Here is a 26,043-nt window from a genome sequence, read left to right on the forward strand (position 1 = left end):
CAAATCATTCCCGCTATCTGCAGCGGGAACGACGGTCTATTTCTTTTGGTAATACACATTTAAAAAGCGGTCGATTGCTTTTGCGTAAGCCTCGGGGTTCTCATTATAGGATTGGGCATGAGCGCCTTTGGGAGCGAGATAAATGTCCTTCGGGCCCCTCTTTTGCTCATACAGCTCTTTCGTCATATCCGGGAGAATGTAAGTATCCTCTTCACTATGAATAAAGAGAATAGGCTTTCTAATATTCTTCACTGCGTTAAGTGGAGAAATATCCGACAGACGAAAGCGGCCACGCATTAAAACAGCCCAATTGGTGAGATGGACGAGTAGATGCGGTGCTGCTTTGATCTCGCGTTTCATTTGATGAGCGATCTGGGCTTGGAAATCAGAAAAAGGGCAGTCTGCGATATAAAAATCTGCACGGTCTTCAACGAGGCCAGCATACAAAAGTAAGGTGGCTGCTCCCATCGATTCGCCATGAATGCCAAAGGACACGTTGTTGCCCTCTCGCCGAATAAGCTCATTAACTACTGCCTGCAAATCTTCTTTTTCATAATAACCGTAGCTGGTTGTGCGGCCGCCTGATTCTCCATGGCGACGGTGATCATAAATAATGCCGTTAAAGCCCCGCTCCAGAAATAAATTCATATATTTAATAGAATTTGTTTTTGTTTCAGTGACACCGTGGCAGAAAATCATGTATGGGCCGCCTGGATGAGGAGTGACAAACACAGCGCGCAGCTGGTAGCCAAAAGGAGAATCAATCCATACCGCTTCCTTTGGCAGTTGCTCGTATTGTTTACTATCCAGCCGTTTGGCCTCCACCTCGCGTTGGTAGATGAAGTCTTCGTTTTTCTTTCTCATGTGCAAAATGCGGCTCGATAAATAAAAGCCGGCTGCAACAGTCAGCGCTGCACTGGAGCCAAGCGCTGTTATCCATTTCTTCATTTATGGTCACCTCGGAAATTTAATATTTTCAGTGTACCATTTCTAAAAAGAAAGATCATTTGAACTCGTTGCCTTGTCCTGTGTAAAATAAAAATAATAAGATGGGGAGGAAGAACAGGAACAATGAAAAAGAGAAATCAAACCAAGAAAAATGACAAAAAAGAGGAACAGCTAACATTGAAAGACACGTTGAATGCGGGCATTCTTGAGCAGTTGAAGGAAAAACAAAAGAAATTAAAAGTGGAAGAAGAAGAAAAAAAAGCCGCTGCCGAACAGCAAAAAAAAGAAGAGCGGCGCCGGCGCGAGAAGAATAAGAGCTTTGAGGAATTATTAAATGAAAGCCCCATGGATTGGAAAAAGTTTAAATAAAATTATTTTTTCATAGTCCGGAGCGGCCCATCAGTGGCCGCTCCGTTTGTTTATCGGTGTTGTACGTATTGATTCGCTTTTGTCAGCTGCTGGATAAGCTGGAGTTCTTCTTCTGAAAGAGGAGCTTCTTTCACCGCACGGACATTTTCTTTCAGTTGACTGACAGAGCTGGCTCCTGCAACAACAGCAGCAACACCTTCATGTTGTAATAGATAACGCAGAGAAAGTGCGTTTAACGTACGTGCATCTGAAAGTTTATGCTCAAGTTCATTCAACAGATCAGTAAGTTCTGCTGAAGAATAATCAAGAAAGCCACTTTCCTGAAACTTGCCCATTTTCTCTCTCCAGCTTGTGCTTAGCAAGCCTTTAGCAAGCGGTCCGCGGGCAACAATGCTAATATTATGCTCTTGAAGGAGCGGCAATGCTTGTTCTTCAGGACGGCGGTCCAGCGGGCTGTATTGCATCATTACGCTATCGATAGAAGAACGGGTAGCAAATTCACGAATAACATTTGGACGAATGGAAGAGATACCGTATGCACGGACTAGCCCCTCTTTTTTTAGCTCTTCAAACGCTTCAATTATTTCCTCTATTGGATCGTCTATTGTTCCTCCATGCAGCTGGTAAAGGTCAATATAATCCGTTTGAAGGCGAGTAAGGCTATGTTTCACGGCTTCTTTTATGTATGTCTTTGATGGGTCCCATGACCAGCCTTCTTTGCCTTCTTCCCATCGGTTTCCCACCTTTGTCGCAATGATCACTCGCTCTCGTACCGGCTTGAGCGCAGCACCAACAATTGTTTCATTTAGCCCAAAATCGTATAAGTCCGCTGTGTCAAAATAGTTGATGCCTTCTTCCAGAGCCGTTTCGATAATAGTTTGAGCTGCCTGTTTATCTTTTCCAAGTGACATGCAACCCAGAGCGAGTTCGCTCACGAGCAAATCAGACTTGCCGAGCAGGTTTTTTTTCATTTCATTCAGCTCCTTTCTTCTGTTATCATAGCGAAACGAGAAGCGTTCGCCAAATGATCTGTCCAGTTCATTTCAGCTTATTGAGTATGATAAACTGAATAGGAAATAAAAGGAGTGATGAAGGTGAAGAAATTTGAAGAAAAGACCATTGACACAGAAATAATATTTGAAGGAAAAGTTATTCAGCTGCAGGTGGATAATATTCAACTGCCGGATGGCAAGCAGGCAAAAAGAGAGATTGTGAAGCATCCCGGGGCTGTGGCTATACTCGCATTAACGAATGAGGGGAAAATTGTTCTTGTGGAACAATACAGGAAAGCACTGGAGCGTTCTATCGTGGAAATTCCGGCTGGGAAGCTAGAAAAAGGTGAAGGGCCTGAAGCGACTGCCCGCCGTGAATTAGAAGAAGAAACGGGCTACGTTTGTCAAAGTCTGAAACTTCTGCAGTCTTTCTATACATCGCCAGGATTCGCGGATGAGATTGTTTATTTATATTTAGCAGAAGGATTGACTCAGAAAGAAGAACGGCTGCAGCCGGATGAAGATGAATTTGTTGAATTAATGGAAGTCACGCTGGGGGAAGCAGAGCAACTGATGGAAGAGCAGCGGATTTGGGATGCGAAAACAGCTTATGCTATTCAATATTTACAGTTGCAAAAGGCATTGACAGAGTAAGAGCTGCGTAAGGCAGTCTGCAAAAATCATTCAAACGATTCATGTCATCTAAGCATATCCCCCCTTTTTTGCACATAAATTGAACTAATGGCAAAAGGGGGAGCTTATATGCAGAAAAAGTTATCGTCGATTATGATTGGCCGCCATATTCAGGCCCATGCTTCTATTTATTTATTCGTCAGCGTACTGTTTTTTATGGGAGTAGTATTTGGAGCAATTGTGGTAAATAGTTTATCGCTCGCTCAAAAAGAAGATTTAGCTTATTATCTGCAACAATTTTTTGGACAAGTATCTACCGGACAAATGGCTGATTCCGAGGATTTGTTCCAACAGAGCCTCATGCATAACTTGAAATACTTAGGCTGCATGTGGCTATTCGGTGTTTCTATTATCGGTTTACCGCTAATTTTTATCTTCCTGTTTATGAAAGGGATTGTCATCGGCTTTTCAGTCGGGTTCCTCGTCCAGCAAATGGACTGGCAAGGCTTTTTTTTAGCTGTGGCAACCATTCTTCCACAAAATTTGATTATTATCCCGGCGTTTATTTTTATTGCTGCTATATCAGTCGCTTTTTCCTTACAATTGATAAAGAAAATTTTTATGAGACAGGCTGGGCAATTCTATATTACTACCCTTTTCTCAAGGTACCTCCTCTTCTTTCTGCTGGCAGCTGGGATGGCTGCTTTAGCGGCAGGAATTGAGGCATACATTTCTCCTGCTTTAATGAAAATCGTGATAAAATAATGATTTCTATATGATAATCATTATTAAAAAATATATTGTAATGATTTTATTTTGCAACTTCCTGCCAGTTTGTTATAATAAAAATACATCGGCGAGGGAGGGGCTAAATAATGGAAAGCCGGATCGAACGTATTAAAAAACAATTACATTCTGCGAGTTATAAATTGACACCCCAGCGAGAAGCCACTGTCCGGGTGCTGCTTGAACATGAAGAAGATCATCTGAGCGCAGAAGATGTCTACCTCCTCGTTAAAGAAAAGGCGCCTGAAATAGGGCTGGCAACTGTTTATCGAACGCTGGAATTGCTGAATGAACTGAAAGTTGTTGATAAAATAAATTTTGGAGACGGCGTGTCCCGCTATGATTTACGTCAAGAAGGGGCGGCTCATTTCCATCATCACCTTGTCTGTATCGAATGCGGAGCTGTAGATGAAATTCAAGAAGATCTGCTTGAAGATGTAGAGAAGGTTGTAGAACATGATTGGAAATTTCAGGTAAAAGATCACCGATTAACTTTTCATGGCATTTGCTGGCGTTGTCAGGAAAAAAGCGAAACAGAAGAAATGAACAAAGAATCACTCGAAACACAGCATGCTGAATAAAAAGCCTTTCGCCTGCCGGAAGGCTTTTTATTTTAAATGAAAGTCTGATGTTCTAATCTTCGCCCGCCTGCATAAGCTTGTGTATAAAAAGCAAGTAAGCGGGGGGCGCGCATGTGAAACGGGATTTAGCAAAAGCGATATGGCGGACAGGAAAAGTATTTATTTTCTTTACGGGCTGTACATTATTATTCTACAGTGCGATTGTTTGGGTCCAACATGAATATGAAGAAAAGCACCGATATAAAGAGCCGGAAGGAGAAGCGATGAAAGTAGGTCTTCGATTGGATGAAAGTGCTGATCAATGGCTCGAGCGGCTGCTGCTTTTTTATCTTGATGGGGAGTAGTGACAATGAAAGATCATTTACAAGATTTTATTCATTATATGATTGTTGAAAAGGGGCTGGCAAAAAATACGGTTGCCGCCTATGAACGCGATTTAAAACATTATCTATTATTTTTGGACAAGGTAGAGCAGCTCACTTCTTTAAACGAGGTGACGCGAGGTCACATCGTTCAATTTCTCGGCCACTTAAAATCAGAAGGGAAATCAGCGAAAACAATAGCCCGCCATGTTGCCTCTGTCCGCTCTTTTCATCAATTTCTTTTGCGTGATAAAGCTGTGGAGAATGATCCTTCCGTCCATATAGAACCGCCGAAAATGGAAAAGACGCTGCCGAGAGTGCTTAATTTAACCGAAGTTGAAGCGCTTCTTGAAGCTCCTGATCCTTCCACTCCTTTTGGAAAGCGCGACCAGGCCATGCTTGAGCTGTTGTATGCTACTGGTATGCGGGTTAGTGAATTAACTTCTTTGAATTTGGATGATGTCCATATTACTATGGGGTTTGTCCGCTGTACCGGTAAAGGGAACAAAGAACGGATTATCCCGGTTGGAAAAACAGCTATACATGTTCTGGAAGCCTATTTACAAACAGGACGGCCAGCACTGAAGTCAAAAAAATATACAGAGGAAGCACTGTTTTTAAATCACCATGGCAAACGTTTGTCAAGACAAGGCTTCTGGAAGATTTTAAAGGCGCTTGCCAAGAAGGCAAATATTGAGAAAGAGCTGACGCCTCATACGCTTAGACATTCCTTTGCGACCCATTTACTTGAAAATGGAGCGGATTTGCGGGCTGTGCAAGAAATGCTTGGACATGCCGACATCTCCACTACGCAAATTTATACGCATGTCAGCAAAACAAGAATGAAAGATGTGTATTCCCAGTTCCACCCAAGGGCGTAATGATTCATCAGCAAAATAGCTGCTCTACAAGTGGACGATATTCCTTCCGAATCCCATGGGATTCGGAAGGAATATCGTCTGCGGTAGAGCAGTTTCTTTTTGCTTGTAAAAGCACCCATGATTTCATAAACTTAAATAAGTGGATAGTCGTCAGACATCTGACAGATAAACGATGGATTATTCAAATGCGAATAGGGTATCATGGCAGTAAGAAAACTTAATAAGGGAGGAATTGAAGTGACAGCATCTACATACAAACGCATCCATTTGATTGTGATGGACTCGGTGGGAATTGGCGAAGCTCCTGACGCCGAAAAGTTTAATGATTTGGGAGCGGATACAATCGGTCATATTGCGGAAAGAATGAACGGATTAAATTTGCTTCATATGGAAAAGTTAGGGCTTGCTAATATCCGAGAGATTCAGGGGTTAAAAAAGATGGAGCAGCCGCTTGCTTGCTATACAAAAATGCAAGAAGCTTCAAATGGGAAAGATACGATGACGGGGCACTGGGAAATGATGGGGCTGCATATCGAAACGCCATTTCAAGTATTCCCGGACGGGTTTCCGAAAGAATTAATTGACGAACTGGAAGCAAAAACAGGAAGAAAGGTTATTGGCAATAAGCCGGCAAGCGGAACCGCTATTTTAGATGAGCTGGGCCCTGAGCATATGGAAACAGGAGCAATCATTGTATATACTTCGGCTGATTCGGTTTTACAAATAGCAGCACACGAAGAAATTGTACCATTGGATGAACTTTACCGGATTTGCGAAATTGCTAGGGAATTAACTTTGGATGAGAAATACATGGTGGGTCGTATTATTGCCCGGCCATTTGTCGGCCAGCCTGGTGCATTTGTCCGGACATCCAACCGCCACGATTATGCTCTTAAACCTTTCGGACGCACAGTAATGAATGAACTGAAGGATGCTAACTACGATGTCATTGCCATCGGGAAAATTTCCGACATTTTCGACGGCGAGGGTGTGACAGAATCGATCCGCACTAAATCCAACATGGATGGCATGGATCAATTTATTCGTGTATTTGACAAGGACTTTACTGGTCTTAGCTTCGTTAACCTCGTTGATTTTGATGCGCTGTTTGGCCATCGTCGTGATCCCGAAGGTTACGGCCGTGCACTCGAGGAATTCGATGCGCGTCTTCCGGAAGTATTTGCCCAAATGAAAGAAGATGACTTGCTTATTATTACAGCTGACCATGGCAATGATCCAGTTCATCATGGAACGGATCATACAAGAGAATATGTGCCCCTGTTAGTGTATTCCAAGCGGATGAACGAAGGAAAAGAACTGCCAATCAGAAAAACCTTTGCAGATGTTGGCGCAACGATTGCCGAGAACTTTCAGGTAAATAAGCCGAGTCACGGGAAAAGCTTCTTGCAAGATTTGTCATAAGGAGAGAGATGAATGGTTAAAGAAAAAATAGAACAGGCTGCTGCGTTTTTAAAAAAAGAAAGCAACAAAAATCCCAAGATTGGCTTGATTTTGGGTTCCGGCCTTGGTGTGCTTGCTGATGAAATTGAAAGGCCAGTGAAGATTGATTATAGCCAAATTCCTAATTTTCCACTGTCAACAGTAGAAGGCCATGCTGGGCGGCTCGTATTCGGCACACTTTCCGGGAAGGAAGTAATCGCCATGCAGGGACGCTTCCATTATTATGAAGGATATTCTTTTGAACAGGTTACTTTCCCTGTGCGTGTCATGAAAGCGCTCGGTGTGGAAACCGTCATTGTTACAAATGCAGCAGGCGGCATCAATGAATCGTTTCAGCCAGGGGACTTAATGATTATTACTGACCATATTAACAATATGGGGGGGAATCCGCTGATTGGACCAAATGATAGCGGCCTTGGTGTCCGTTTCCCTGACATGTCAGAAGCCTACAGTAAAGAGCTGCAACAGCTTGCGAAAGAGACAGCGGAAAAAATTAACTTATCTGTACAAGAAGGCGTGTATGTAGGGAACACTGGCCCTGTGTATGAAACACCGGCGGAAGTCCGAATGGCGCGGATACTGGGCGGTGATGCTGTCGGAATGTCCACTGTACCAGAAGTGATTGTTGCCCGCCATAGCAGTATGCAAGTGCTCGGTATTTCCTGTATTTCTAATATGGCGGCAGGCATCCTTGATCAACCGCTTACACATGATGAAGTAATAGAGACGACAGAGAGAGTCCGAGCTGATTTTCTCCGTTATATTAAAGAAATTGTAGGATCAATGTGAGGAGTGATTCCATGAGAATAGTCGACCTTATTCAAAAAAAGCGCGATGGGGAGCAATTGACGACTGAAGAAATTAACTTTATTGTTGAAGGCTATACGAACGGGACAATCCCTGACTATCAAATAAGCGCATGGTTAATGGCCGTTTATTTTCAGAACATGACTGAAAAGGAACGGGCAGATTTAACAATGGCAATGGTAGCATCAGGAGATCAGATCAACCTTAAAGCTATTGAAGGAGTGAAAGTGGATAAGCATTCTACAGGCGGTGTCGGCGACACGACCACACTCATTCTCGGCCCGCTCGTAGCGGCGGCAGGTGTACCGGTTGCAAAAATGAGCGGCCGGGGGCTCGGTCATACGGGAGGAACGATTGATAAGCTTGAAGCGATTGATGGGTTTCATGTAGAGATTACGAATGAGCAGTTTATTGAGCTTGTGAATAAAAACAAAATAGCGATCATTGGACAGAGCGGCAATTTGACACCAGCTGATAAGAAGCTTTATGCCTTGCGCGATGTGACAGCTACTGTTAACAGCATTCCGCTCATTGCCAGCTCCATTATGAGCAAAAAAATTGCTGCTGGGGCCGATGCCATCGTGCTTGATGTAAAAACTGGAGCAGGAGCTTTCATGAAAACTTTGGAAGACTCCCGTGAACTGGCAAAGGCCATGGTGAATATTGGCAATAATGTCGGGCGAAAAACAATGGCGGTTATTTCTGATATGAGCCAGCCGTTAGGATATGCCATCGGCAATGCGCTGGAGGTAAAAGAAGCGATAGATACGCTAAAAGGTGAAGGACCGGAAGATTTGACAGAGCTTTGTCTAGTCCTTGGCAGCCATATGGTCTATGCTGCTGGAAAAGCTGATTCATTGGAGGATGCTCGACAAACACTGATCAAGCTAATCAATAATGGAGAGGCACTGGATAAGTTTAAGCTCTTCATTAAAGCGCAAGGAGGCGACAGTTCAGTAGCTGATCATCCTGAGCGGTTGCCGCAGGCAAAATACAAAATTGAATTGCCTGCAAAAGAGGACGGATGGGTAGCTGAAATCATCGCCGATCACGTAGGAACAGCTGCTATGTGGCTCGGAGCAGGGAGAGCCACGAAAGATTCGGACATTGATCTTGCTGTAGGAATTATGTTAAATAAGAAGATTGGCGCCAGTGTAAAAGCAGGAGAATCACTTGCTACCATTTACAGCAACAATGAAGACGTTGTGCAGGTAAAAGAAGAGCTGTATAAAAGTATTCTTCTTTCTAAAGAAAAAGTAGCACCGCCTATCTTGATCCATGAAGAGATAACAGGCTGACAGGATTTTTTGTAGGCATGTACCTGTTAGTGCAGGCAAAGTTTCATATGCTAGCTGAAAAGAAGCATCTTTTAAAGAGATGCTTCTTTTTTTTGTATAAAAATAAAGAATATGGAAAAAATGGGTGTATATCAAATGGGAATTTTACCACTACACTGGAGGTTATTACATGATGAAGCGAATATTTCTATCAATCGTCGCTATTTTATTTATTTCTTCTGCTGTTTTGCCGTCCTTCGTGGCTCATGCTGCAGAGGAAAAAATCAATATGGCTGAACAGTCAAAGTCTGCCGTCTTATTAGAGCGGGACACAGGGGCCATCTTATTTGAGAAAAATAGCCGCAAACCACTCCCGCCAGCTTCAATGACGAAAATAATGACGATGCTGCTCATTATGGAAGCGATTGAGGATAAAAAAATAAAGTGGGATGACAAAGTCCGTGCTAGTGAATACGCAGCCTCAATGGGAGGCTCACAAATTTTTTTAGAGCCGGGTGAAGAGATGACGGCACGCGAAATGATGCAAGGCATTGCTATTGGATCTGCGAATGATGCCTCCGTTGCCATGGCTGAACGGATAGCAGGAAGCGAAGAAATGTTCGTGAAAAAAATGAATCAAAAAGCGAAAGAGCTGGGGCTAAAACAAACAAAATTTAAAAATGCTACAGGTTTGCCGGAGAAAGGTCACTATAGTTCGGCGTATGATATGGCCATCATGGCAAAGGAATTGCTAAAGCATGAGGGAATTACTAAATATACGGGTACATACGAAGCCTATCTGCGTGAAGACAGTGAAAAGAAATTCTGGCTTGTAAATACGAACAGGCTCATCAAGTTTTATCCAGGTGTAGATGGATTAAAAACAGGATTTACAAACGAAGCCAAATATTGCCTGACGGCTACAGCTTCCAAGGGAAACATGAGAGTGATTGCTGTTATTTTTGGTGCGCCGACTCCGAAGGATAGAAATGCTCAAATTACTAAAATGCTCGACTATGGATTTCATCAATATGAGGTCACTCCTTTATATGGAAAAGGAAAGGTAGTCAGTTCCATCCCATTATCAAAAGGGAGCAAAGCAGGTGTACAATTAGAAACAGCTGATAAAATTTCGGTGTTGATGAAAAAAGGAGAGAAGAAAGGAAAGTTTTCAAAAGAAATCAGCCTGAAGAAAGATATACAGGCGCCGGTTAAAAAAGGAGAACAGCTTGGAAAGTTAATCATTAAGCAGGAAGGAAAAGTTGTTTCAAAAACGCCGCTCGTCGCAAAAGAGAACGTTGAGCGAGCGAGCTGGTGGCAGTTCTATAAAAAGGTATTCCATTATTTCTCAAAAACAAACGATGCTTAATGCCGAAAGAACAGCTCTTTTAGCGAATTCATTCTAGTTTTGTCAGAGGGAAGGATTGCATAGCGGAATCGTCGAATTGCTCTCTATCAAGGTTAAAGGGGGACTGTCAATGAGTTTAACAGTAGAGCTTGAAGTAATCGATCAGGTGCTCTGCCTGCGGCTGGCGGGTGAATTAGATCATCATACAGCTGAATCGCTACGCGAACAGGCAAGCGCAGCGATTGAAAAAGAAGGTGTACGGCATATTATATTGAATATTGGCGATTTAACATTTATGGATAGCTCAGGTCTCGGTGTGATTTTAGGGCGATACAAGCATATTAAACAAAAAAATGGAGAGATGGTTGTTTGTTCCATTTCCCCGGCCGTTCGGAGGCTGTTTGAGATGTCAGGGCTGTTTAAGATTGTCCGGATGGAAGCATCGGAACAAGAGGCGCTAGAACGATTGGGGGCTGCCTGCTATGAGAAATGAGATGAATGTTCAATTCAGTGCACTTAGTGAAAATGAGTCATTTGCAAGAGTAACAGTCGCAGCTTTTGTTGCTCAGCTTGATCCGACGATGGATGAGCTTACAGAAATTAAGACTGTTGTTTCAGAAGCAGTTACAAATGCTATCATTCACGGATATGAAGGCAATCCGGCAGGAACGGTTTATATCTCGGCAGTTCTAGAAGATGGAGTCGTTGATCTGATTATTCGTGATGAAGGTGTTGGCATGGAAAATATCGAAGAAGCAAGAGAGCCTTTGTTTACAACAAAGCCTGAGCTAGAGCGGTCGGGTATGGGATTTACTATTATGGAAAACTTTATGGATGAAATTGAAGTGATTTCACATAAAGGAACAGGCACCATCATTCGATTAAAAAAGCAGCTTGCAAATAAAAAAGCCATGTGTAATTAAGGGGTCCGGCTATGGATGTCGAAATAAAAAAACAAAAGACGGAAATTTTATCAGACGCTCAGCTGAAACAATTGATTAAGGAAAGTCAGGAAGGAAACCAGGAAGCGAGAGATACCATCGTCGAGCGCAACATGAGACTCGTTTGGTCTGTTGTCCAGCGCTTTATTAACCGGGGATACGATCCGGACGATCTGTTTCAAATTGGCTGCATTGGCTTGCTCAAGTCAGTGGACAAGTTTAATTTAAGTTATGACGTGAAATTTTCCACATATGCTGTGCCGATGATCATCGGTGAAATCCAGCGATTTATCCGCGATGACGGTACTGTAAAAGTAAGCCGCTCTTTAAAAGAAATGAGTAATAAAATCCGTCGGGCACGTGAGGAACTGCTGAAACTGCACAGCAGAACACCAACTATTCAAGAAATAGCGAGTTATCTGGATATCTCTCCCGAGGAAGCCATTATGGCTCAGGAAGCGGCCCGATCACCATCTTCTATACATGAAACGGTTTATGAAAACGATGGCGATCCTATTACTTTACTTGATCAAATGGCTGATAAAAGCAGCGAACATCCTTTTGATCAAGTCATATTGAAAGAAGCGATCAGGGAATTGGAAGAGAGGGAGAGACTGATCGTATATTTACGCTATTATAAGGATCAGACACAATCAGAAGTAGCCGTCCGGCTCGGAATATCGCAAGTCCAAGTGTCCAGGCTGGAAAAGAAGATTCTTTCTCAAATGAAAGAGAGGATGAATGCTACGTAGAGAGAATAAAACCGATTAGGTATTAACCTAATCGGTTTTATTTCGTCCTGAAAGCTGTGCATGATTCTCTCTCTTCCGCTCATACTAACTACTAACAATTTATTTAACAGGGTGGGAGAATTATGGAAGCTCCGATTTACATCCGGCTTCGCCACCGTATCCGGCACCAAGTGGACTTGCCAGTGCAGCTAAAGGAAATTGCGGAAGTGAGTGCGCCGGAAAACTTATTGTCTGATCTGTCATCTACGGTGATTTACGAAATTAAACAGGAAGATGGACAAATTATTATTATTGATGCCATGACAGTTGTAGAAACGTTAAGTCAGCATTGGCCGAGTATTGATATTCAATTTATTGGGCCCGCTCAGACTATTATCGACACAACGCCGTTATCAAAGAGGTTTTCCTTGCCGCTTTTTTTATTGGTTTGGTGTTTGCTCTTTGTCGGGGCTGCTCTTACCATCATGAATTTTCATGAAGATGTTAGCATGCGCGACGTGCAGATAAAGATATATGAGATCGTTACAGGAAAAAAGACAGATTATCCACTTATTTTTCAAATTCCTTATTCAATCGGTCTCGGAGCTGGCATGGTATTATTCTTTAATCATTTATTTAAAAAGAGATTTAATGAAGAGCCAAGTCCGCTTGAGGTGGAAATGTTTAATTATCAGCAGGATTTAGATCAGTACGTAATTTTACATGAAAGAAAAGAAAGCAGGAACGATGAATGATGGCTCTTCTTCGTGATCTCTTCGTAGCATGGATAGGCTTTGCTGGAGGGCTGGCAGTAGGAGCGGGTTATGTAGGTTTCATTACTGTTCTAGGCATTATTCCCCGCCTTATGCAAATCACAAAAACATGGAAGAAAATTCGAAGCTATGAATGGGCCATTATTTTAGGGGTGATGGCTGGCACACTCATCAGTTTTGTGCCCGTTGCTTTGGGATTGCCAGCGCTTCTGCTCGTTCCCGTTGGGTTATTGAGCGGTATTTTTATTGGTTTGCTAGCCGCGGCGTTAACGGAAGTGCTTAATGTTTTTCCAATATTAGCAAAGAGAATCGGTGTTCATGAATACATTATCGCACTGATGATGGCCCTTGCACTCGGGAAAGTGGCTGGTTCATTGTTTCATTGGCTTTACTTTGTTTATCAACAAAGGGTTTGATCAGACAGCAGGGAGGATTGTACATGATAGATCAGCAATTAAAAGTCCCAAAAGATCCAGAAAAAATGGATCGAATCATGAAAGAAAAGATTGGTCTCGGAGAAAGCTATGATGCCGGGGTTCGAAAGTTTACGATACTCGGGAAACAGGTGCATATTTACTATATAAACGGCTTAGCCGATTCAGATTCTATTATTAAGATTCTCACTGTGCTAACAAGGCTGGATGGAAAAGAAAAAAGAAGTCTGTATGCTGCAGAGACAATTGAAAATCACCTGGCTCATGAGTCGGTCGAGCAAGTTGAAAATGTAGATGAGGTCATTGTCCAGGTGTTATCAGGGCTAATGGCGATCGTAATTGAAGGCAGTGAAAAGGCGTTAGTTGTTGATGTTCGCAGTTATCCTGGCCGTCAGCCTGAGGAGCCGGATACGGAAAAGGTCGTGCGCGGTTCGAGAGATGGATATGTTGAGAATATTGTGGTTAATACCGCTCTGACGAGAAGAAGAATCAGAGACGGCCGCCTCCGTTTTGAAATGACAAAGGTGGGGAAGCGCTCTAAGACAGATATTGCTGTTGCTTACATTGAAGGCGTCGTAGATCCTGATCTTGTTAAAATCGTCAAGCAGGAATTAGATGCCATTGAGATTGATGGCATTCCGATGGCTGATAAAACCATTGAAGAGTTTATCGTCAAACAAGGATATAATCCGTACCCGATTGTTCGTTACACGGAAAGGGCAGATATCGGAGCGGTTCATTTACTGGAAGGGCATGTACTTTTGTTTATAGATACATCGCCAAGCGTCATTATTTTGCCAGCAACATTCTTTCATCATATGCAGCATGCGGAAGAATACCGGCAATCTCCAGCGGTAGGTACTTTCGTTCGCTGGATTCGCTTTATCGGTGTTCTGCTTTCCCTATTCTTATTACCCTTCTGGCTGCTTGTTTCTATTGAACCGGATCTGCTGCCAAAGACTATGGAGTTTATCGGACCGAATAAAAAGACTAATATCCCGCTCTTTCTTCAGTTGTTCATTGCTGATATTGGGATTGAATTTCTAAGAATCGCGGCTATTCATACACCAACTCCTTTATCAACAGCCATGGGATTAATCGCTGCCGTACTTATTGGCCAAATTGCTATCGATGTCGGCTTATTTGTGCCTGAGGTGATTTTGTATGTAGCCATTGCAGGGATTGGTACCTTTGCTACACCGAGCTACGAAGTCAGTATCGCTAATAAGCTGCTCCGCATGCTTTTGCTTGTTATCGTAGCCATATTTAAGTTGCCAGGATTCGTCATTGGCTGCACAGTGATTATTATTTACCTAGCACGTATGCGCGCTCTGAATACGCCTTATTTGTGGCCGCTGCTGCCATTTGATCCGAAAGCATTTTCTCAAGTGTTTATCCGACGAGCTATCCCTGGATCGAAGCTCCGCCCCAGCATTGTTCATCCGGAGGATCCTTACCGGCAGCCTCCACAAAAATAACGATGTTGAGGAGAGGAGAAATGTATGGTATATTACTTTTAACCTAAAATTTGTTTGCTAATAGACAGTCTGCGGAAGAGCAGCTGTCTATTTCTTCTAACTTACACGAGTGATAAAACAACAAGCGAGGCAAACAAAACTCCAAGAATCGAGGTGAGGGTATGCATACATATGGAACAGCCTGTATAAATAAAGAAGGGCATTTAGAAGTTGGAGGAATTGATGTTGTCAGCTTAGCTGAACACTATGGCACCCCTCTGTATATTTATGACGTGGCATTAATTCGGGAAAGAGCCCGAGGGTTTAAACACACATTCGAACAGCTTGGCGTGACGGCCCAGGTTGCTTATGCAAGTAAGGCTTTTGCCGCTGTTGGTATGATGCAGCTTGCAAATCAAGAAGGCTTATCTTTGGATGTAGTGTCCGGAGGAGAGCTTTACACTGCGATGAAAGCTGGCTTCCCGGCTGAACGTATTCATTTTCACGGCAACAATAAAAGCCGGGAAGAATTGATGATGGCGCTTGAATACCGCATCGGCTGCATTGTGGTTGATAATTTTTATGAGCTGGAATTACTGGAGTCCATTTGCAATGAAAAAGGGGAGAAAGTCAATATTTTGTTGCGTGTTACTCCTGGAATTGAAGCACATACTCACGACTACATTTTAACTGGACAGGAAGATTCTAAGTTTGGGTTTGATTTGAATAATGGACAAGCAGAAGAAGCCTTAAAAAGGGCAGTGGAGATGAGGGGAATCGAATTGCTGGGCCTTCATTGCCACATTGGTTCACAAATTTTTGAAACAACGGGCTTCAAATTGGCTGCTGATAAGATTATTAATAAGCTGTCCGAGTGGAAAGATCGCTTCCAATTTGAATCCAAAGTTTTAAATCTTGGCGGAGGGTTTGGCATTCGATATACAGAAGAAGATGAACCTCTTGCCCCTTCCAAGTATGTAGAAGAGATTATTAAAGAAGTACAGAAAAAGACGGCTGAGCTTGGTCTTGCCATGCCTGAAATTTGGATTGAGCCGGGGCGGTCACTCGTCGGTGACGCAGGGATTACTCTATATCGCATTGGGTCTGAAAAATCTGTCCCAGAAGTCAGAAAATATCTGGCTGTAGACGGGGGAATGAGCGATAACATTCGCCCGGCCTTATACGATGCCAAGTACGAGGCTGTACTTGCGAATCGGGCGAACGATCCGATAGAAGAAACGGTATCCATTGCAGGAAAGTGCTGTGAATCTGGTGATATGCTAATCTGGGATTTACCGCTTCCTAAAGCATCGAATAATGATCTTCTTGCAGTCTTTTGTACAGGCGCTTACGGCTATTCCATGGCGAATAATTATAATCGTATTCCGAGACCGCCGGTCGTGTTTGTAGAGAATAGCCAGGCTGAATTAGTGATTAGAAGGGAAAGCTATGAGGATCTGGTCAAGTTAGATTTACCGTTAAATGTAACAGTGAAGCAGTAGCTGCCCGCCGTCGACTAGAGGTGAAATACGTTGAACAAGAAGAATGTATGGCTCTTTATCATATTGCTATTGTTCTCCATTGGATGGGGATGCTATTACGCATTTTTTATTATGAAATAAATGGAAGGGAAGTTGCTTAATTCCCAAAGCTTTAGTAACATAGTAAATGGCGAAAAGATAGAGAAATTAGCAAATGTATATTGAGAATTAAACTGAAGAGGGACTTGGGATGCTGATTCGTTATAAAAAAGCTTTTGAAAAAATAGCTATGGGTTTGCTGTCGTTCATGCCTGAAGAAAAAGACATTAAAAAACTTCAAGAGACGATGAAATCGTATGAAACAGCAGATGACTGGCAATTATATTTATGGAAAGAAGAAGATATTGTAGGCGCAATAGGAGCTAGGATCACAGCTGATAAAGTGGAAATCCAGCATATTAGCGTAAACCCATCCTACAGACAGGAAGGAATTGGGAAGAAAATGCTAAAAGCGTTGAAAGACCTTTATTCCGATAAGCATCTTGTACCTAATTCGTCTACATCTGCTTTCTTTTATAAGTGCGAACAAGAAGAAGACCCGGTGTAATGACGCCGGGTCTTCTTAGCTGTGTTAAAAAATAATAAAAGGAAAAGTACGATTTACTGTATTGTTGGAACGGTGTCGCTTAGTTACAGGAGGCGACACCTAAGTCGGCCACGTCCAATGATTTTTACGGATTAGCAGGCGGATCGGTTGTCGGAAGAAGTTTATGCCGTTCTTTTAACGACTGTTCACGGGCAGCAAGAACATGGGAACGGTCCCTCAATAGATGTTTGTTATACAGGTAAGATGGATCTTCTTTTAAAAAGGACGGAGCACAGCTTGCATGGAAGCGGCGATATTGCTCAACCACTTCTTTGTCTGCAAAGGGAATGGCCATTTCAGTAAATGCTTTTTCCTCCTTTATTTCTTGCAGGCGGTGTTCAAACTGGCTGATAAATGCCTCGCTGTCGATCCCCAGTTCGGTCAGTTCGCTTTTTCGTTTTTTAAGAATTTTTAATGCCTTAGCAGCTAATTTTTTTGCCCCAGCCAGGTTGCCGCGGCGATGATGATATAAAGAAACGGCTGTTTGAATCAGCCCGACCCAAACAGAGTCCCGTGATTGATCGGTTTTTTCTTTCCAATATTCCTCAAGCACCTCGTGGCATTCAAAATAATCATGACTTTCATGGAAATGAACCAAAAAACTCAAATACGGTAGCGGAAAAGAATACATGAACGTCCTCCCAAATGGATGTGCTTACTGCTTCTACTTTACCACGCTGCCAGCATTTCAATCAAATTGAAAAAATGGCTGGACACAAAACAGTATTCCTCTATACTAAAAACAGGAGATGGATTGACGGATTTGAAAAAGAACTGGTGATGAAGAATGCAATATAACGTAAAAACAGAAGTGTTTGAAGGGCCGCTTGATTTGTTGCTTCATTTAATTCAGCGGCTGGAAATAGATATATATGATATTCCAATGGCAGAAATTACGGAACAATACCTTCTATTTATTCATGCGATGAAAGAGCTGGAACTCGATCTTGCGAGTGAGTATTTGGTGATGGCCGCTACTCTTCTTGCCATTAAAAGCAAGACGCTTCTCCCTGTTCACGAAGAAGAAGAGACAGAGGAAGCGTGGGAAGAGGATCCCCGTGAAGAACTGGTTGAGCAGCTGGTGGAATACAGGAAGTTTAAAGAGGCAGCTAAGAAGCTCCAAGACAAAGAGTTGGAGCGAGGGCAGTTCTTTACAAAGGCGCCAAGTGACCTGACGGCTTTTAGCAACGAAGAACCAACAGCAGCCGATTTAAATGTAACAGTGTATGATATGCTCGGGGCGTTCCATAAGCTCCTTCGACGAAAAAAATTAAAGCGGCCCTATGTCGCCACCATAGCGAGACAGGAAATTCCGATTGAAAAGAGGATGGATGAGATTTTATCCAGGCTGAAGCGAAGCGGAAAGTTATTTAAGTTTGGTGAGTTATTTACTGCAGGAGACAAGGAAGTGCTAGTGGTTAGTTTTCTAGCTGTCTTGGAGCTGATGAAGCAAAATGAGGTTATAGTAGAACAGCAAGAAAATTTTTCAGAGTTGTTCATCCGGGCGAAAGGAGGAGCAATCGATGACGGTTGTTAATTGGCTAGGCATAACAGAGAGTTTGCTTTTTGCGGCAGGTGATGGTGGACTGACTTTAAAGCAGCTCGCTCAAGTACTTGAAGTAGAAGAGTTTGAAGCTGCAGGCATTATAGAAGAGCTGAAAGAAAGATATGAGAAGGATGAAGAGCGAGGCATTGGATTGATCGAATTGGCAGGCACTTATCAGCTGGCAACGAAAAGAGAACATGCTCCTTATTTAAAGAAACTGGTTGAGAGCAGCCAGCCGCAGACGCTGTCCCAGGCTGCACTTGAAACGCTGGCGATCATTGCTTATAAGCAGCCGATCACCCGAGCAGAAATCGAAGAAATCCGCGGAGTAAAAACAGAAAGTGCCCTTCACACCCTTACGGTCAAAGGGCTGATTAAGGAAACGGGGCGAAGCGAGGGGCCGGGACGGCCGATATTATATGGCACAACGAAAGAGTTTCTTGATTGTTTTGGAATGAAGGATTTGGCGGAGCTTCCGCCGCTTTCTGAAGAGCTGGCCTCTTCTGAACCGGAGGAAGCTGATTTGTTTTTTGAACAATTTGAGCAAGTGTTTGCAAACGAATCTTAAAAAAGCGGCGGCTGCCGCTTTTTTTGTTTTCTATCCATTCTAAATATGCTCATTTGGCATATATTTGTACAAATGAGCAAGGGAGAGAAGAGTGGATGAAAAAAAAGCTGCCAATTGCCATCCTGGCTTTCCTGCTGTTTCTGACATCCGGGGCCTCTGCAGCAGCAGCCGGACCGAGTGCAGCGAGTGCTGTATTAATGGAACAGCAAAGCGGACGGATCCTTTATGAAAAAAACCCTCATGCTGTCATGCGCATTGCCAGCATAACAAAGATTATGACAGCTATCATTGCGATCGAATCGGACAAGCTAGATGAAAAAGTGAAAGTAAGTGAACGGGCTGTGCACACGGAGGGTTCCTCTGTTTATTTAAAAAAAGGAGAAAAAATTCCGCTTGAGGATTTAGTGTACGGCCTCATGCTTCGGTCAGGAAATGATGCGGCAGTGGCTATTGCAGAGCATGTTGGCGGAAGCGTGGAAGGTTTTGTGTACTTAATGAATGAAAAGGCCAAGGAAATCGGTATGAAAAATACAAACTTCGCCAACCCCCACGGGCTGGATGACAGTGAGAAGCACCGTTCTACCGCTTATGACATGGCATTATTGACGCGATATGCTATGAAAAATGCCAAGTACCGTAAAATCTCCGGTACAGAAGTATATAGATCACCCGATCCGGAAGGCGAGTGGGACAGAATTTGGTATAACAAAAATCGCTTGTTAACAGAAAAGTATAAATACTGTACAGGTGGAAAAACAGGATATACGAAGAAAGCAAAAAGAACGCTTGTCACGACAGCAACAAAGGGCGATCTGGATTTGATTGCCGTCACATTGAATGCACCAGATGACTGGAATGACCACATTTACCTCTATGAACAAGGCTTTGCAAATTATGATCCTAGAATTATTCTTCAAAAAGGAAAGGTGAAAGCGGGAAATCACCCGTTTTATAAAGATCGTCTTTATTTAAAGCGAGAGGTGTTCTATCCTTTGACAAAGAAAGAAGAAAAGAAGGTTGCCGTTCGCTATCAGATGCTCAAACCAAAAAAGCAATGGGAAAATGGGCAAGCGCCGGCTGTAGTAGGACGAGCAGAGGTATATTTGAAAAAGAAAAAGCTGGATTCAGTTCCGATTTATTATAAGGCAGAAAAGCAAGAGAAGGACACATCAATATGGAAAAAGTGGAAGGACTGGTTGCCTTGGTCATGAACGGCGGGATAAAGAATGGTTAACTTTATATGGGTAGGGCTGACAATCATTGGACTGATCTTTGCCGCGGTAAATGGAAAAATGGCAGAAGTAAATGAAGCGGTGTTTAAATCGGCTGGTGAAGCAGTAACGATTTGTATCGGGCTGGTTAGCGTGCTCGTCTTCTGGCTCGGCTTGATGAAAATAGCCGAAGAAGCTGGCTTATTAAAGAAGCTGGCCCGGTTATTTGAGCCGTTTGCCAAAAGGCTTTTTCCCGATATTCCGTCCGGCCATCCGGCAATGGGATACATTCTTTCTAATATGACCGCCAATTTTTTTGGGCTTGGAAATGCCGCTACGCCCCTCGGCATCAAGGCGATGGAGGAACTGAAGCGGCTGAATGGCGGGAAAGCGGAAGCAAGCCGGTCTATGATTACCTTTCTCGCTATTAATACATCAAGTATTACTCTTATTCCGACGACCGTACTCGCTATTCGCTTTTCCTATCATTCCGCTTCGCCTGCTGAAATTATTGCACCCACAATTTTAGCTACAGCCTGTTCAGCGGTAGCAGCTATAGCAATTGATCGTTTTTTTTATATAAGAAGAAAAAAAAGGGAGGGGAAGTAAGTGGCTTGGCTTTCTCTCATGTCTATGTGGATCATACCAATCATGATTGCTTTTATTCTATTGTACGGCACATTTAAAAAAGTACCCACGTATGAGAGTTTCGTAGAAGGGGGAAAGGAAGGCATCCATATAGCCGTTTCTATTATTCCCTATCTTATTGGAATGATGGTGGCGATCGGAATTTTTCGGGCTTCAGGAGCATTGGATAGTTTAGTAGAATGGGTGAGGCCTGTCTTGCTATGGATCGGTTTGCCGCCGGAAGTATTTCCGCTTGCTATTATTCGCCCGATTTCTGGAAATGCAGCACTGGGCATGGTTAGTGATTTAATCGCTGTTCATGGACCAGATTCTTTCATCGGCCGGCTTGCTTCAGTCATGCAGGGAAGCACTGATACAACCTTTTACGTGTTAACTGTTTACTTTGGTGCGGTCGGCATCAAAAAAATGGGGGACGCTTTAAAAGTTGGGCTATGGGCTGACGTAGCAGGATTCATTGCAGCACTCGTCATTGTTTCCTGGATGTTTTAAGACGATGTATTCAAACGGCTTAAAGGGGCTATATAGACAAATGTTTCTATCTTTCATAAATAATCAAACAGCGATTGTTGCAGAGGGCTCATGGCTATCTGCAACAATCGCTTTTTTGTGGCTGAATTCCAAGAGAAGCCTCGCTCTTTTCTTATTTGGATGGATGTGTAATAATGCATAAGGACACATACTGAAACGTTGAGGTGAAAAGAATGGAACGGCTACAAAAGGTGATTGCTCAAGCCGGTATCGCTTCCAGGCGGAAAGCGGAAGAGCTGATTATTGAAGGAAAAGTAAAAGTGAATGGAAAAGTTGTAAGAGAACTAGGGACAAAAGTAGGGGTTTCTGACCGGGTAGAAGTCGGCGGGGTTCCGGTGGAGAGAGAAAGAAAAGTATATTATTTATTTTACAAACCGCGCGGAGTGATTTCCGCTGTGTCAGATGACAAACAACGGAAAGTAGTAACCGATTTCTTTCCATTTGTAGAGCAGCGAATTTTTCCGGTAGGCCGCTTAGACTATGATACATCAGGTTTGTTAATTGTAACGAACGATGGAGAGTTTTCTAACTTGCTTACTCACCCCCGCTACCAAATAGATAAAACGTATGTAGCCCGCCTGAATGGGATTCCGCAGCGTCATTTGCTTAAGAGATTAGCAACAGGCATTCAGCTTGAAGATGGCAAGACAGCACCTGCAAAAGTGAAGGAACTGTCCGTCGATAGAAAAAAACAGCGGTCACTGATTGAGATCACGATACATGAGGGGAGAAACCGTCAGGTACGGCGCATGTTTGAAGCAATTGGCTTTGAGGTGCAGAAGCTGAAAAGGGAACGCTATGCTTTTTTGAATCTAAATGGGTTGAATGCAGGAGAATTTCGCGAACTGACAACTCATGAAGTGAAACAGCTGCGTACACTAGCTGAGACAGGCTCTCTGCGATAGATGACTAAACTGTCACATATCCTTCAAATCCCTTTTTAGCAACAAAAAGACAAAATGGTATAATGGGGGTAGTTTTGAAACTTTTTTGTCGAATAACTACAATTAAACTTCCCATTCATTGAAGGATAAGTAGAAAAACACATGTCTATACTTCATAAGGAGGGCCCAAGGACTTGAACAAAAAGAAAAAAAGGTTAATCGTTCGCTCTATTATTTTAGCGGTACTTGCGGTAGCGGTTGGCTATACGTTTTACTCGAATTTAACGAAAGAAGCGCGCGGCAACTTGCAAAAAGGCGACAAAGCGCCTGATTTTGTTTTGACAGATTTATCGGGGAAAGAACGGCAGTTATCCGACTATAAAGGAAAGGGCGTTTTCTTGAATTTCTGGGGAACCTGGTGCGAACCATGTAAAAAAGAAATGCCTCATATGGAAAAGCTGTCTAAAGAATTTAAAGCCCAGGGAGTGGAAGTCCTTGCCGTCAATGTTGGTGATTCTGAGTTACAGACGAAAAAGTTCGCCAAGCAGTATGGCCTGACTTTTCCGATTGCTATTGATTCTACAAAAGAGGTTCAGGATGCTTACGGAATTAATCCGCTTCCGGCTACTTTTATGATTAGCCCTGAAGGAAAGGTTGAAGAAATTGTTATTGGTGGATTAGTGAAAGAAGAACAGGTGCGAGCTTTGTTTGAAAAAGTGAAACCTTAACTTAAGGAGTTTGAGTATGGCGAAGGTAAAATGTGAATGTGGCCACGTAAATCCACATGGAACGATTTTATGTGAGTCCTGCGGCAGGGCACTGACTGAAGAAGCGCAGAAAGAAAAGCTGCATGATATGCGTTACGAAGGCAGTGCCCGTCGGTCACAAACGTATAATAAAACGATTGTTGACAAGATCTGGAATTTTTTCTCTTCCGTTAAGGTTGGTATTTGGTTGATTGTATTAACGTTAATTGCTTCCTCTATCGGAACAATTTTTCCACAAAAGCTATTTATTCCGAACAATGTGTCTCCGGAAACTTATTATGAGGAGACCTACGGAACGGCCGGCAAAATCTATTACACGCTTGGGTTTTATGATCTATATAATTCTATTTGGTTTATTGGCTTAATTGCAGCAATCGGCGTGTCACTCGTTATTTGTAGCTTGGACCGTGTTATTCCGTTATATCGGGCGCTAAAGAACCAGCGCGTCGCCCGGCATGGTTCGTTTATGAAAAAACAGCGCTTATTTGCTTTAAAAGAAGGAGCGCTTCAGCCTGAAGAGCTTGATAAAGTAAAAGAAAAATTGAAAAGCAAACGTTATCATATCCGAGAAGAAGATGGCAGCCTTCTTGCTGAAAAAGGGCGCTTTTCTCGTTGGGGTCCTTATGTCAACCATATCGGATTAATTATTTTTTTAATTGGAGCGATGCTTCGATCCGCAGATGGCATGTATACGGACGCAATGCTATGGATTCGGGAAGGAGAAACACTTGAAATCCCGGGTACAAAGGGAGAGTATTACTTAAAAAACGAAAAATTCACCATTGAAAATTACGATGAGAAGAAAGATCCGGAAGTTTTCAAGGAAGCGCTCAAACGAACAGGGAATGTCGTTAAAAATTATCAGACCGATGCGGTTCTTTACAGAGATGAAAATCGGGATCTTCCAGGGGCAAAGCCAAAGCTTGTAAAGGTGAAAGATGCGGAGATTAGGGTGAATGAGCCGCTGAAATTCGATAAATTCGCTCTTTATCAGGACAGTTACAGCAAAGATGAAATGAAAGCAATGGAACTGGCCCTGACAAACAAAGCGACACAAAAAGAAGCGGGCAGAGTGAAGGTTGATCTCTTTAATCCAAAAGATACATATGATCTCGGCAATGGATATAAAGTCGAAATTGTTGGTTACTATCCTGATTATGATGGCATAGGGTCAGATGGAGAACCAAAAACAAAATCTCCCCTTCCGAACAATCCGGCTTTCTTATTCAAAATGGTTTCTCCTGAGCATCCGAAAGGGGAAATCAGCTTTACAGCGATCCGTCAAACGCTTGAACCTGTAGGGAAAACCGATTACAAAATGGAATTCAGAGGAATTGAAACACGAAACATCTCAGCTTTAACCGTGCGTAAAGACTTGACTCTATGGATACTTGGTGTAGGAGGAGCCATTTTTATGATCGGAGTGATTCAGGGGGCTTACTGGAACCATCGCCGTCTGTGGATTCGTCAAATAGACGGTGAAATATATGTTGCTGCTCATACGAATAAAAACTGGCATGGGCTAAAAAGAGAAATCAATTCTGTTCTTGAGGACACGGCTATTCCAATGCCGGAAGATCAACAAGGATAAGAAAGATTTGTTTAGAAGAGTAGATTCGGAGGTTGGCTTATTCGGCTAAGGCTCATCCTTTATAACAATAAAATAGCAGGGGAGAGGAGTCTAAGACACGGAGCCAACAATCGACTAGAATGTGACATAGCTTAATTTAAAAGGAGGAATCGTTCTATGTCCGATTTAGTCCAATGGAGCGGGAATTTGCTATATGCTTCATTTATTATGTATTTGATCGCGACATTTTTCTTTGGCGGAGCCATTCGTCCAAAGAAAAATGGAGAAAAACAAGCAGAAAACCGCTGGGGCAAATTAGGTATTACAGTAGCTGTGCTTGGCTTCGCTTCCCAGCTAGGTTACTTTTTTACTCGATGGGCTGCTTCAGGTCATGCGCCTGTAAGTAATCTATTTGAATTTATTACATTCTTTTCAATGATGCTAGTTGGCGCTTTTATCATTATTTATTTCATGTATCGTCTTCCTGTGCTCGGCGTGTTTGCCTTGCCGGTTGCACTGGTTATTATTGCTTATGCAAGCATGTTTCCACGTGATATTAGCCCGCTCATTCCGGCTCTCCAAAGCCAATGGCTGCATATTCACGTAACAACTGTGGCAGCCGGGGAAGGCATTCTTGCCATCAGTTTTATTGCTGGACTAGTTTATTTAGTGAAAACGATTGATCAGTCCAAGCGCAGCAAACAGACGATTTGGCTCGAACTCATTATGTATAGCCTTATTGCGGTTGTAGGGTTTGTCGCAGTAACAACTACCTTTACGCTATCCGGTTATGAAGCGCAATTTGAGTATGTTAACAAAGAGGGCAACGTAGCTAAAGAGACGTTTACTGTACCGGCGATTGTGGGTCCAAATGAGGGGAAACTATTAACGAAAGATAAGTTTGAACCGATTGTAGACATGCCGGCCTTTATTAATTCGAAAAAATTGAATACGACGATTTGGTCACTTGCTGCTGGTGCATTATTGTATGGCCTGATTCGCCTGCTGACAAGAAAACGCATTGGAGCCCTTGTTAAGCCGCTCGTTAAAAATGTGAACACGGATTTAATGGACGAGGTCAGTTATCGCGCTATCTTAATCGGTTTTCCTGTCTTCACACTTGGCGGTTTAATCTTCGCAATGATTTGGGCGCAGATTGCTTGGACAAGGTTTTGGGGATGGGACCCGAAAGAAGTATGGGCGCTCATTACTTGGCTGTTCTATGCTGCCTTTTTGCATTTGCGCTTGTCAAAAGGATGGCATGGACAAAAGTCAGCTTGGCTGGCTGTAATCGGGTTCGTTATTATTATGTTTAACCTTGTCGCTGTCAACCTGGTTATTGCTGGTCTTCATTCATATGCCTAACTGTCTCCGCCTTGTGCGGAGGCTTTTTTATAAAGGCGCGAATGAATT

General features: G+C 42.9%; 30 protein-coding genes. 27 read left to right on the forward strand and 3 right to left on the reverse strand.

Annotation, left to right across the window (positions count from 1 at the left end; genetic code table 11):
- Positions 1–36 precede the first annotated feature (36 nt).
- Positions 37–948, reverse strand: a complete 912-nt coding sequence (locus tag ACH0BF_RS05470; protein WP_340853416.1) for an alpha/beta hydrolase — start codon at positions 946–948, stop codon at positions 37–39.
- A 123-nt stretch (positions 949–1,071) separates the two neighbouring features.
- On the opposite strand from ACH0BF_RS05470, the gene ACH0BF_RS05475 reads away from it, so the two are divergent.
- Complete coding sequence (locus ACH0BF_RS05475; RefSeq protein WP_340853417.1) at positions 1,072–1,317, forward strand: DUF3886 domain-containing protein; 246 nt, start codon at positions 1,072–1,074, stop codon at positions 1,315–1,317.
- A gap of 50 nt (positions 1,318–1,367) precedes the next feature.
- Here the strand turns inward: ACH0BF_RS05475 and ACH0BF_RS05480 are convergent, their stop codons facing one another.
- The gene (locus ACH0BF_RS05480) at positions 1,368–2,288 is read right to left on the reverse strand and encodes an aldo/keto reductase (protein WP_340853418.1); all 921 of its coding nucleotides are present in this window, start codon (positions 2,286–2,288) and stop codon (positions 1,368–1,370) included.
- Positions 2,289–2,411: 123 nt separating this feature from the next.
- Between ACH0BF_RS05480 and ACH0BF_RS05485 the strand changes: the two genes are divergently transcribed.
- The 17 genes from ACH0BF_RS05485 (at position 2,412) to ACH0BF_RS05565 (ending at position 16,869) form a co-directional block, all read left to right on the forward strand.
- Complete coding sequence (locus ACH0BF_RS05485; protein ID WP_406909003.1) at positions 2,412–2,963, forward strand: NUDIX domain-containing protein; 552 nt, start codon at positions 2,412–2,414, stop codon at positions 2,961–2,963.
- A 108-nt stretch (positions 2,964–3,071) separates the two neighbouring features.
- Complete coding sequence (spoIIM, locus tag ACH0BF_RS05490) at positions 3,072–3,707, forward strand: stage II sporulation protein M (protein WP_340853419.1); 636 nt, start codon at positions 3,072–3,074, stop codon at positions 3,705–3,707.
- 110 nt (positions 3,708–3,817) lie between these two features.
- Complete coding sequence (gene fur, locus ACH0BF_RS05495; protein ID WP_340853420.1) at positions 3,818–4,309, forward strand: ferric iron uptake transcriptional regulator; 492 nt, start codon at positions 3,818–3,820, stop codon at positions 4,307–4,309.
- 113 nt (positions 4,310–4,422) lie between these two features.
- Positions 4,423–4,653, forward strand: a complete 231-nt coding sequence (locus tag ACH0BF_RS05500) for a YqzK family protein (protein ID WP_120032745.1) — start codon at positions 4,423–4,425, stop codon at positions 4,651–4,653.
- Between the two features lie 5 nt (positions 4,654–4,658).
- Entirely contained in the window at positions 4,659–5,552 is an 894-nt protein-coding gene (gene xerD, locus ACH0BF_RS05505; RefSeq protein ID WP_340853422.1) for a site-specific tyrosine recombinase XerD, read from the forward strand.
- A gap of 201 nt (positions 5,553–5,753) precedes the next feature.
- On the forward strand, positions 5,754–6,974 hold the full coding sequence (gene deoB, locus ACH0BF_RS05510; RefSeq protein WP_406909005.1) for a phosphopentomutase: 1,221 nt from the start codon (positions 5,754–5,756) through the stop codon (positions 6,972–6,974).
- A gap of 12 nt (positions 6,975–6,986) precedes the next feature.
- Positions 6,987–7,802: a purine-nucleoside phosphorylase gene (locus tag ACH0BF_RS05515; RefSeq protein ID WP_340853425.1), complete on the forward strand. Its 816-nt coding sequence runs from the start codon at positions 6,987–6,989 to the stop codon at positions 7,800–7,802.
- An 11-nt stretch (positions 7,803–7,813) separates the two neighbouring features.
- Entirely contained in the window at positions 7,814–9,118 is a 1,305-nt protein-coding gene (locus ACH0BF_RS05520) for a pyrimidine-nucleoside phosphorylase (RefSeq protein WP_340853426.1), read from the forward strand.
- Between the two features lie 172 nt (positions 9,119–9,290).
- A complete protein-coding gene (locus ACH0BF_RS05525; RefSeq protein WP_406909091.1) occupies positions 9,291–10,466 on the forward strand; it encodes a D-alanyl-D-alanine carboxypeptidase family protein in 1,176 nt (391 codons plus the stop codon).
- A 109-nt stretch (positions 10,467–10,575) separates the two neighbouring features.
- Complete coding sequence (gene spoIIAA / locus ACH0BF_RS05530) at positions 10,576–10,938, forward strand: anti-sigma F factor antagonist (protein ID WP_120032732.1); 363 nt, start codon at positions 10,576–10,578, stop codon at positions 10,936–10,938.
- Complete coding sequence (spoIIAB, locus tag ACH0BF_RS05535) at positions 10,928–11,368, forward strand: anti-sigma F factor (RefSeq protein ID WP_120032729.1); 441 nt, start codon at positions 10,928–10,930, stop codon at positions 11,366–11,368. Before spoIIAA ends, spoIIAB begins: the two co-directional genes overlap by 11 nt.
- Before the next feature lie 11 nt (positions 11,369–11,379).
- Positions 11,380–12,138 carry an RNA polymerase sporulation sigma factor SigF gene (gene sigF, locus ACH0BF_RS05540; protein WP_065409185.1) on the forward strand — a complete coding sequence of 253 codons (759 nt, stop codon included), beginning with the start codon at positions 11,380–11,382 and terminating at the stop codon, positions 12,136–12,138.
- Between the two features lie 122 nt (positions 12,139–12,260).
- Complete coding sequence (locus ACH0BF_RS05545; protein WP_120032726.1) at positions 12,261–12,872, forward strand: stage V sporulation protein AA; 612 nt, start codon at positions 12,261–12,263, stop codon at positions 12,870–12,872.
- Positions 12,872–13,306 (forward strand): stage V sporulation protein AB, encoded by a 435-nt coding sequence (locus ACH0BF_RS05550; protein ID WP_406909093.1) that lies wholly within the window; start codon positions 12,872–12,874, stop codon positions 13,304–13,306. Before ACH0BF_RS05545 ends, ACH0BF_RS05550 begins: the two co-directional genes overlap by 1 nt.
- A 23-nt stretch (positions 13,307–13,329) precedes the next feature.
- Entirely contained in the window at positions 13,330–14,802 is a 1,473-nt protein-coding gene (locus ACH0BF_RS05555; RefSeq protein WP_340853431.1) for a spore germination protein, read from the forward strand.
- Positions 14,803–14,963: 161 nt separating this feature from the next.
- Positions 14,964–16,283 carry a diaminopimelate decarboxylase gene (gene lysA / locus ACH0BF_RS05560; protein ID WP_120032719.1) on the forward strand — a complete coding sequence of 440 codons (1,320 nt, stop codon included), beginning with the start codon at positions 14,964–14,966 and terminating at the stop codon, positions 16,281–16,283.
- A gap of 229 nt (positions 16,284–16,512) precedes the next feature.
- Complete coding sequence (locus ACH0BF_RS05565; protein ID WP_120032716.1) at positions 16,513–16,869, forward strand: GNAT family N-acetyltransferase; 357 nt, start codon at positions 16,513–16,515, stop codon at positions 16,867–16,869.
- A 124-nt stretch (positions 16,870–16,993) separates the two neighbouring features.
- Here ACH0BF_RS05565 and ACH0BF_RS05570 read toward each other — a convergent pair whose 3' ends face one another.
- Entirely contained in the window at positions 16,994–17,539 is a 546-nt protein-coding gene (locus ACH0BF_RS05570; RefSeq protein WP_340853434.1) for a DUF309 domain-containing protein, read from the reverse strand.
- A gap of 156 nt (positions 17,540–17,695) precedes the next feature.
- Between ACH0BF_RS05570 and ACH0BF_RS05575 the strand changes: the two genes are divergently transcribed.
- The 9 genes from ACH0BF_RS05575 (at position 17,696) to ccsB (ending at position 25,995) form a co-directional block, all read left to right on the forward strand.
- A complete protein-coding gene (locus ACH0BF_RS05575) occupies positions 17,696–18,445 on the forward strand; it encodes a segregation/condensation protein A (RefSeq protein ID WP_340853436.1) in 750 nt (249 codons plus the stop codon).
- The gene (gene scpB / locus ACH0BF_RS05580) at positions 18,432–19,022 is read left to right on the forward strand and encodes an SMC-Scp complex subunit ScpB (protein WP_340853437.1); all 591 of its coding nucleotides are present in this window, start codon (positions 18,432–18,434) and stop codon (positions 19,020–19,022) included. Before ACH0BF_RS05575 ends, scpB begins: the two co-directional genes overlap by 14 nt.
- A gap of 95 nt (positions 19,023–19,117) precedes the next feature.
- Positions 19,118–20,233: a D-alanyl-D-alanine carboxypeptidase family protein gene (locus ACH0BF_RS05585; protein ID WP_340853438.1), complete on the forward strand. Its 1,116-nt coding sequence runs from the start codon at positions 19,118–19,120 to the stop codon at positions 20,231–20,233.
- Between the two features lie 15 nt (positions 20,234–20,248).
- Positions 20,249–20,842 (forward strand): nucleoside recognition domain-containing protein, encoded by a 594-nt coding sequence (locus tag ACH0BF_RS05590; protein ID WP_120032701.1) that lies wholly within the window; start codon positions 20,249–20,251, stop codon positions 20,840–20,842.
- A gap of 18 nt (positions 20,843–20,860) precedes the next feature.
- The gene (locus ACH0BF_RS05595; RefSeq protein ID WP_182917147.1) at positions 20,861–21,370 is read left to right on the forward strand and encodes a spore maturation protein; all 510 of its coding nucleotides are present in this window, start codon (positions 20,861–20,863) and stop codon (positions 21,368–21,370) included.
- A 212-nt stretch (positions 21,371–21,582) separates the two neighbouring features.
- Positions 21,583–22,314 carry a pseudouridine synthase gene (locus tag ACH0BF_RS05600; RefSeq protein WP_120032695.1) on the forward strand — a complete coding sequence of 244 codons (732 nt, stop codon included), beginning with the start codon at positions 21,583–21,585 and terminating at the stop codon, positions 22,312–22,314.
- Positions 22,315–22,487: 173 nt separating this feature from the next.
- Entirely contained in the window at positions 22,488–23,021 is a 534-nt protein-coding gene (gene resA, locus ACH0BF_RS05605; RefSeq protein ID WP_120032692.1) for a thiol-disulfide oxidoreductase ResA, read from the forward strand.
- Positions 23,022–23,037: 16 nt separating this feature from the next.
- The gene (gene resB / locus ACH0BF_RS05610; RefSeq protein WP_340853440.1) at positions 23,038–24,651 is read left to right on the forward strand and encodes a cytochrome c biogenesis protein ResB; all 1,614 of its coding nucleotides are present in this window, start codon (positions 23,038–23,040) and stop codon (positions 24,649–24,651) included.
- Positions 24,652–24,807: 156 nt separating this feature from the next.
- Positions 24,808–25,995, forward strand: coding sequence for a c-type cytochrome biogenesis protein CcsB (gene ccsB / locus ACH0BF_RS05615; protein ID WP_120032686.1), 1,188 nt, complete (start codon positions 24,808–24,810; stop codon positions 25,993–25,995).
- Positions 25,996–26,043: the final 48 nt, after the last annotated feature.

Source organism: Pseudobacillus sp. 179-B 2D1 NHS, from assembly GCF_045370945.1.
Taxonomy (GTDB): domain Bacteria; phylum Bacillota; class Bacilli; order Bacillales; family Domibacillaceae; genus Pseudobacillus.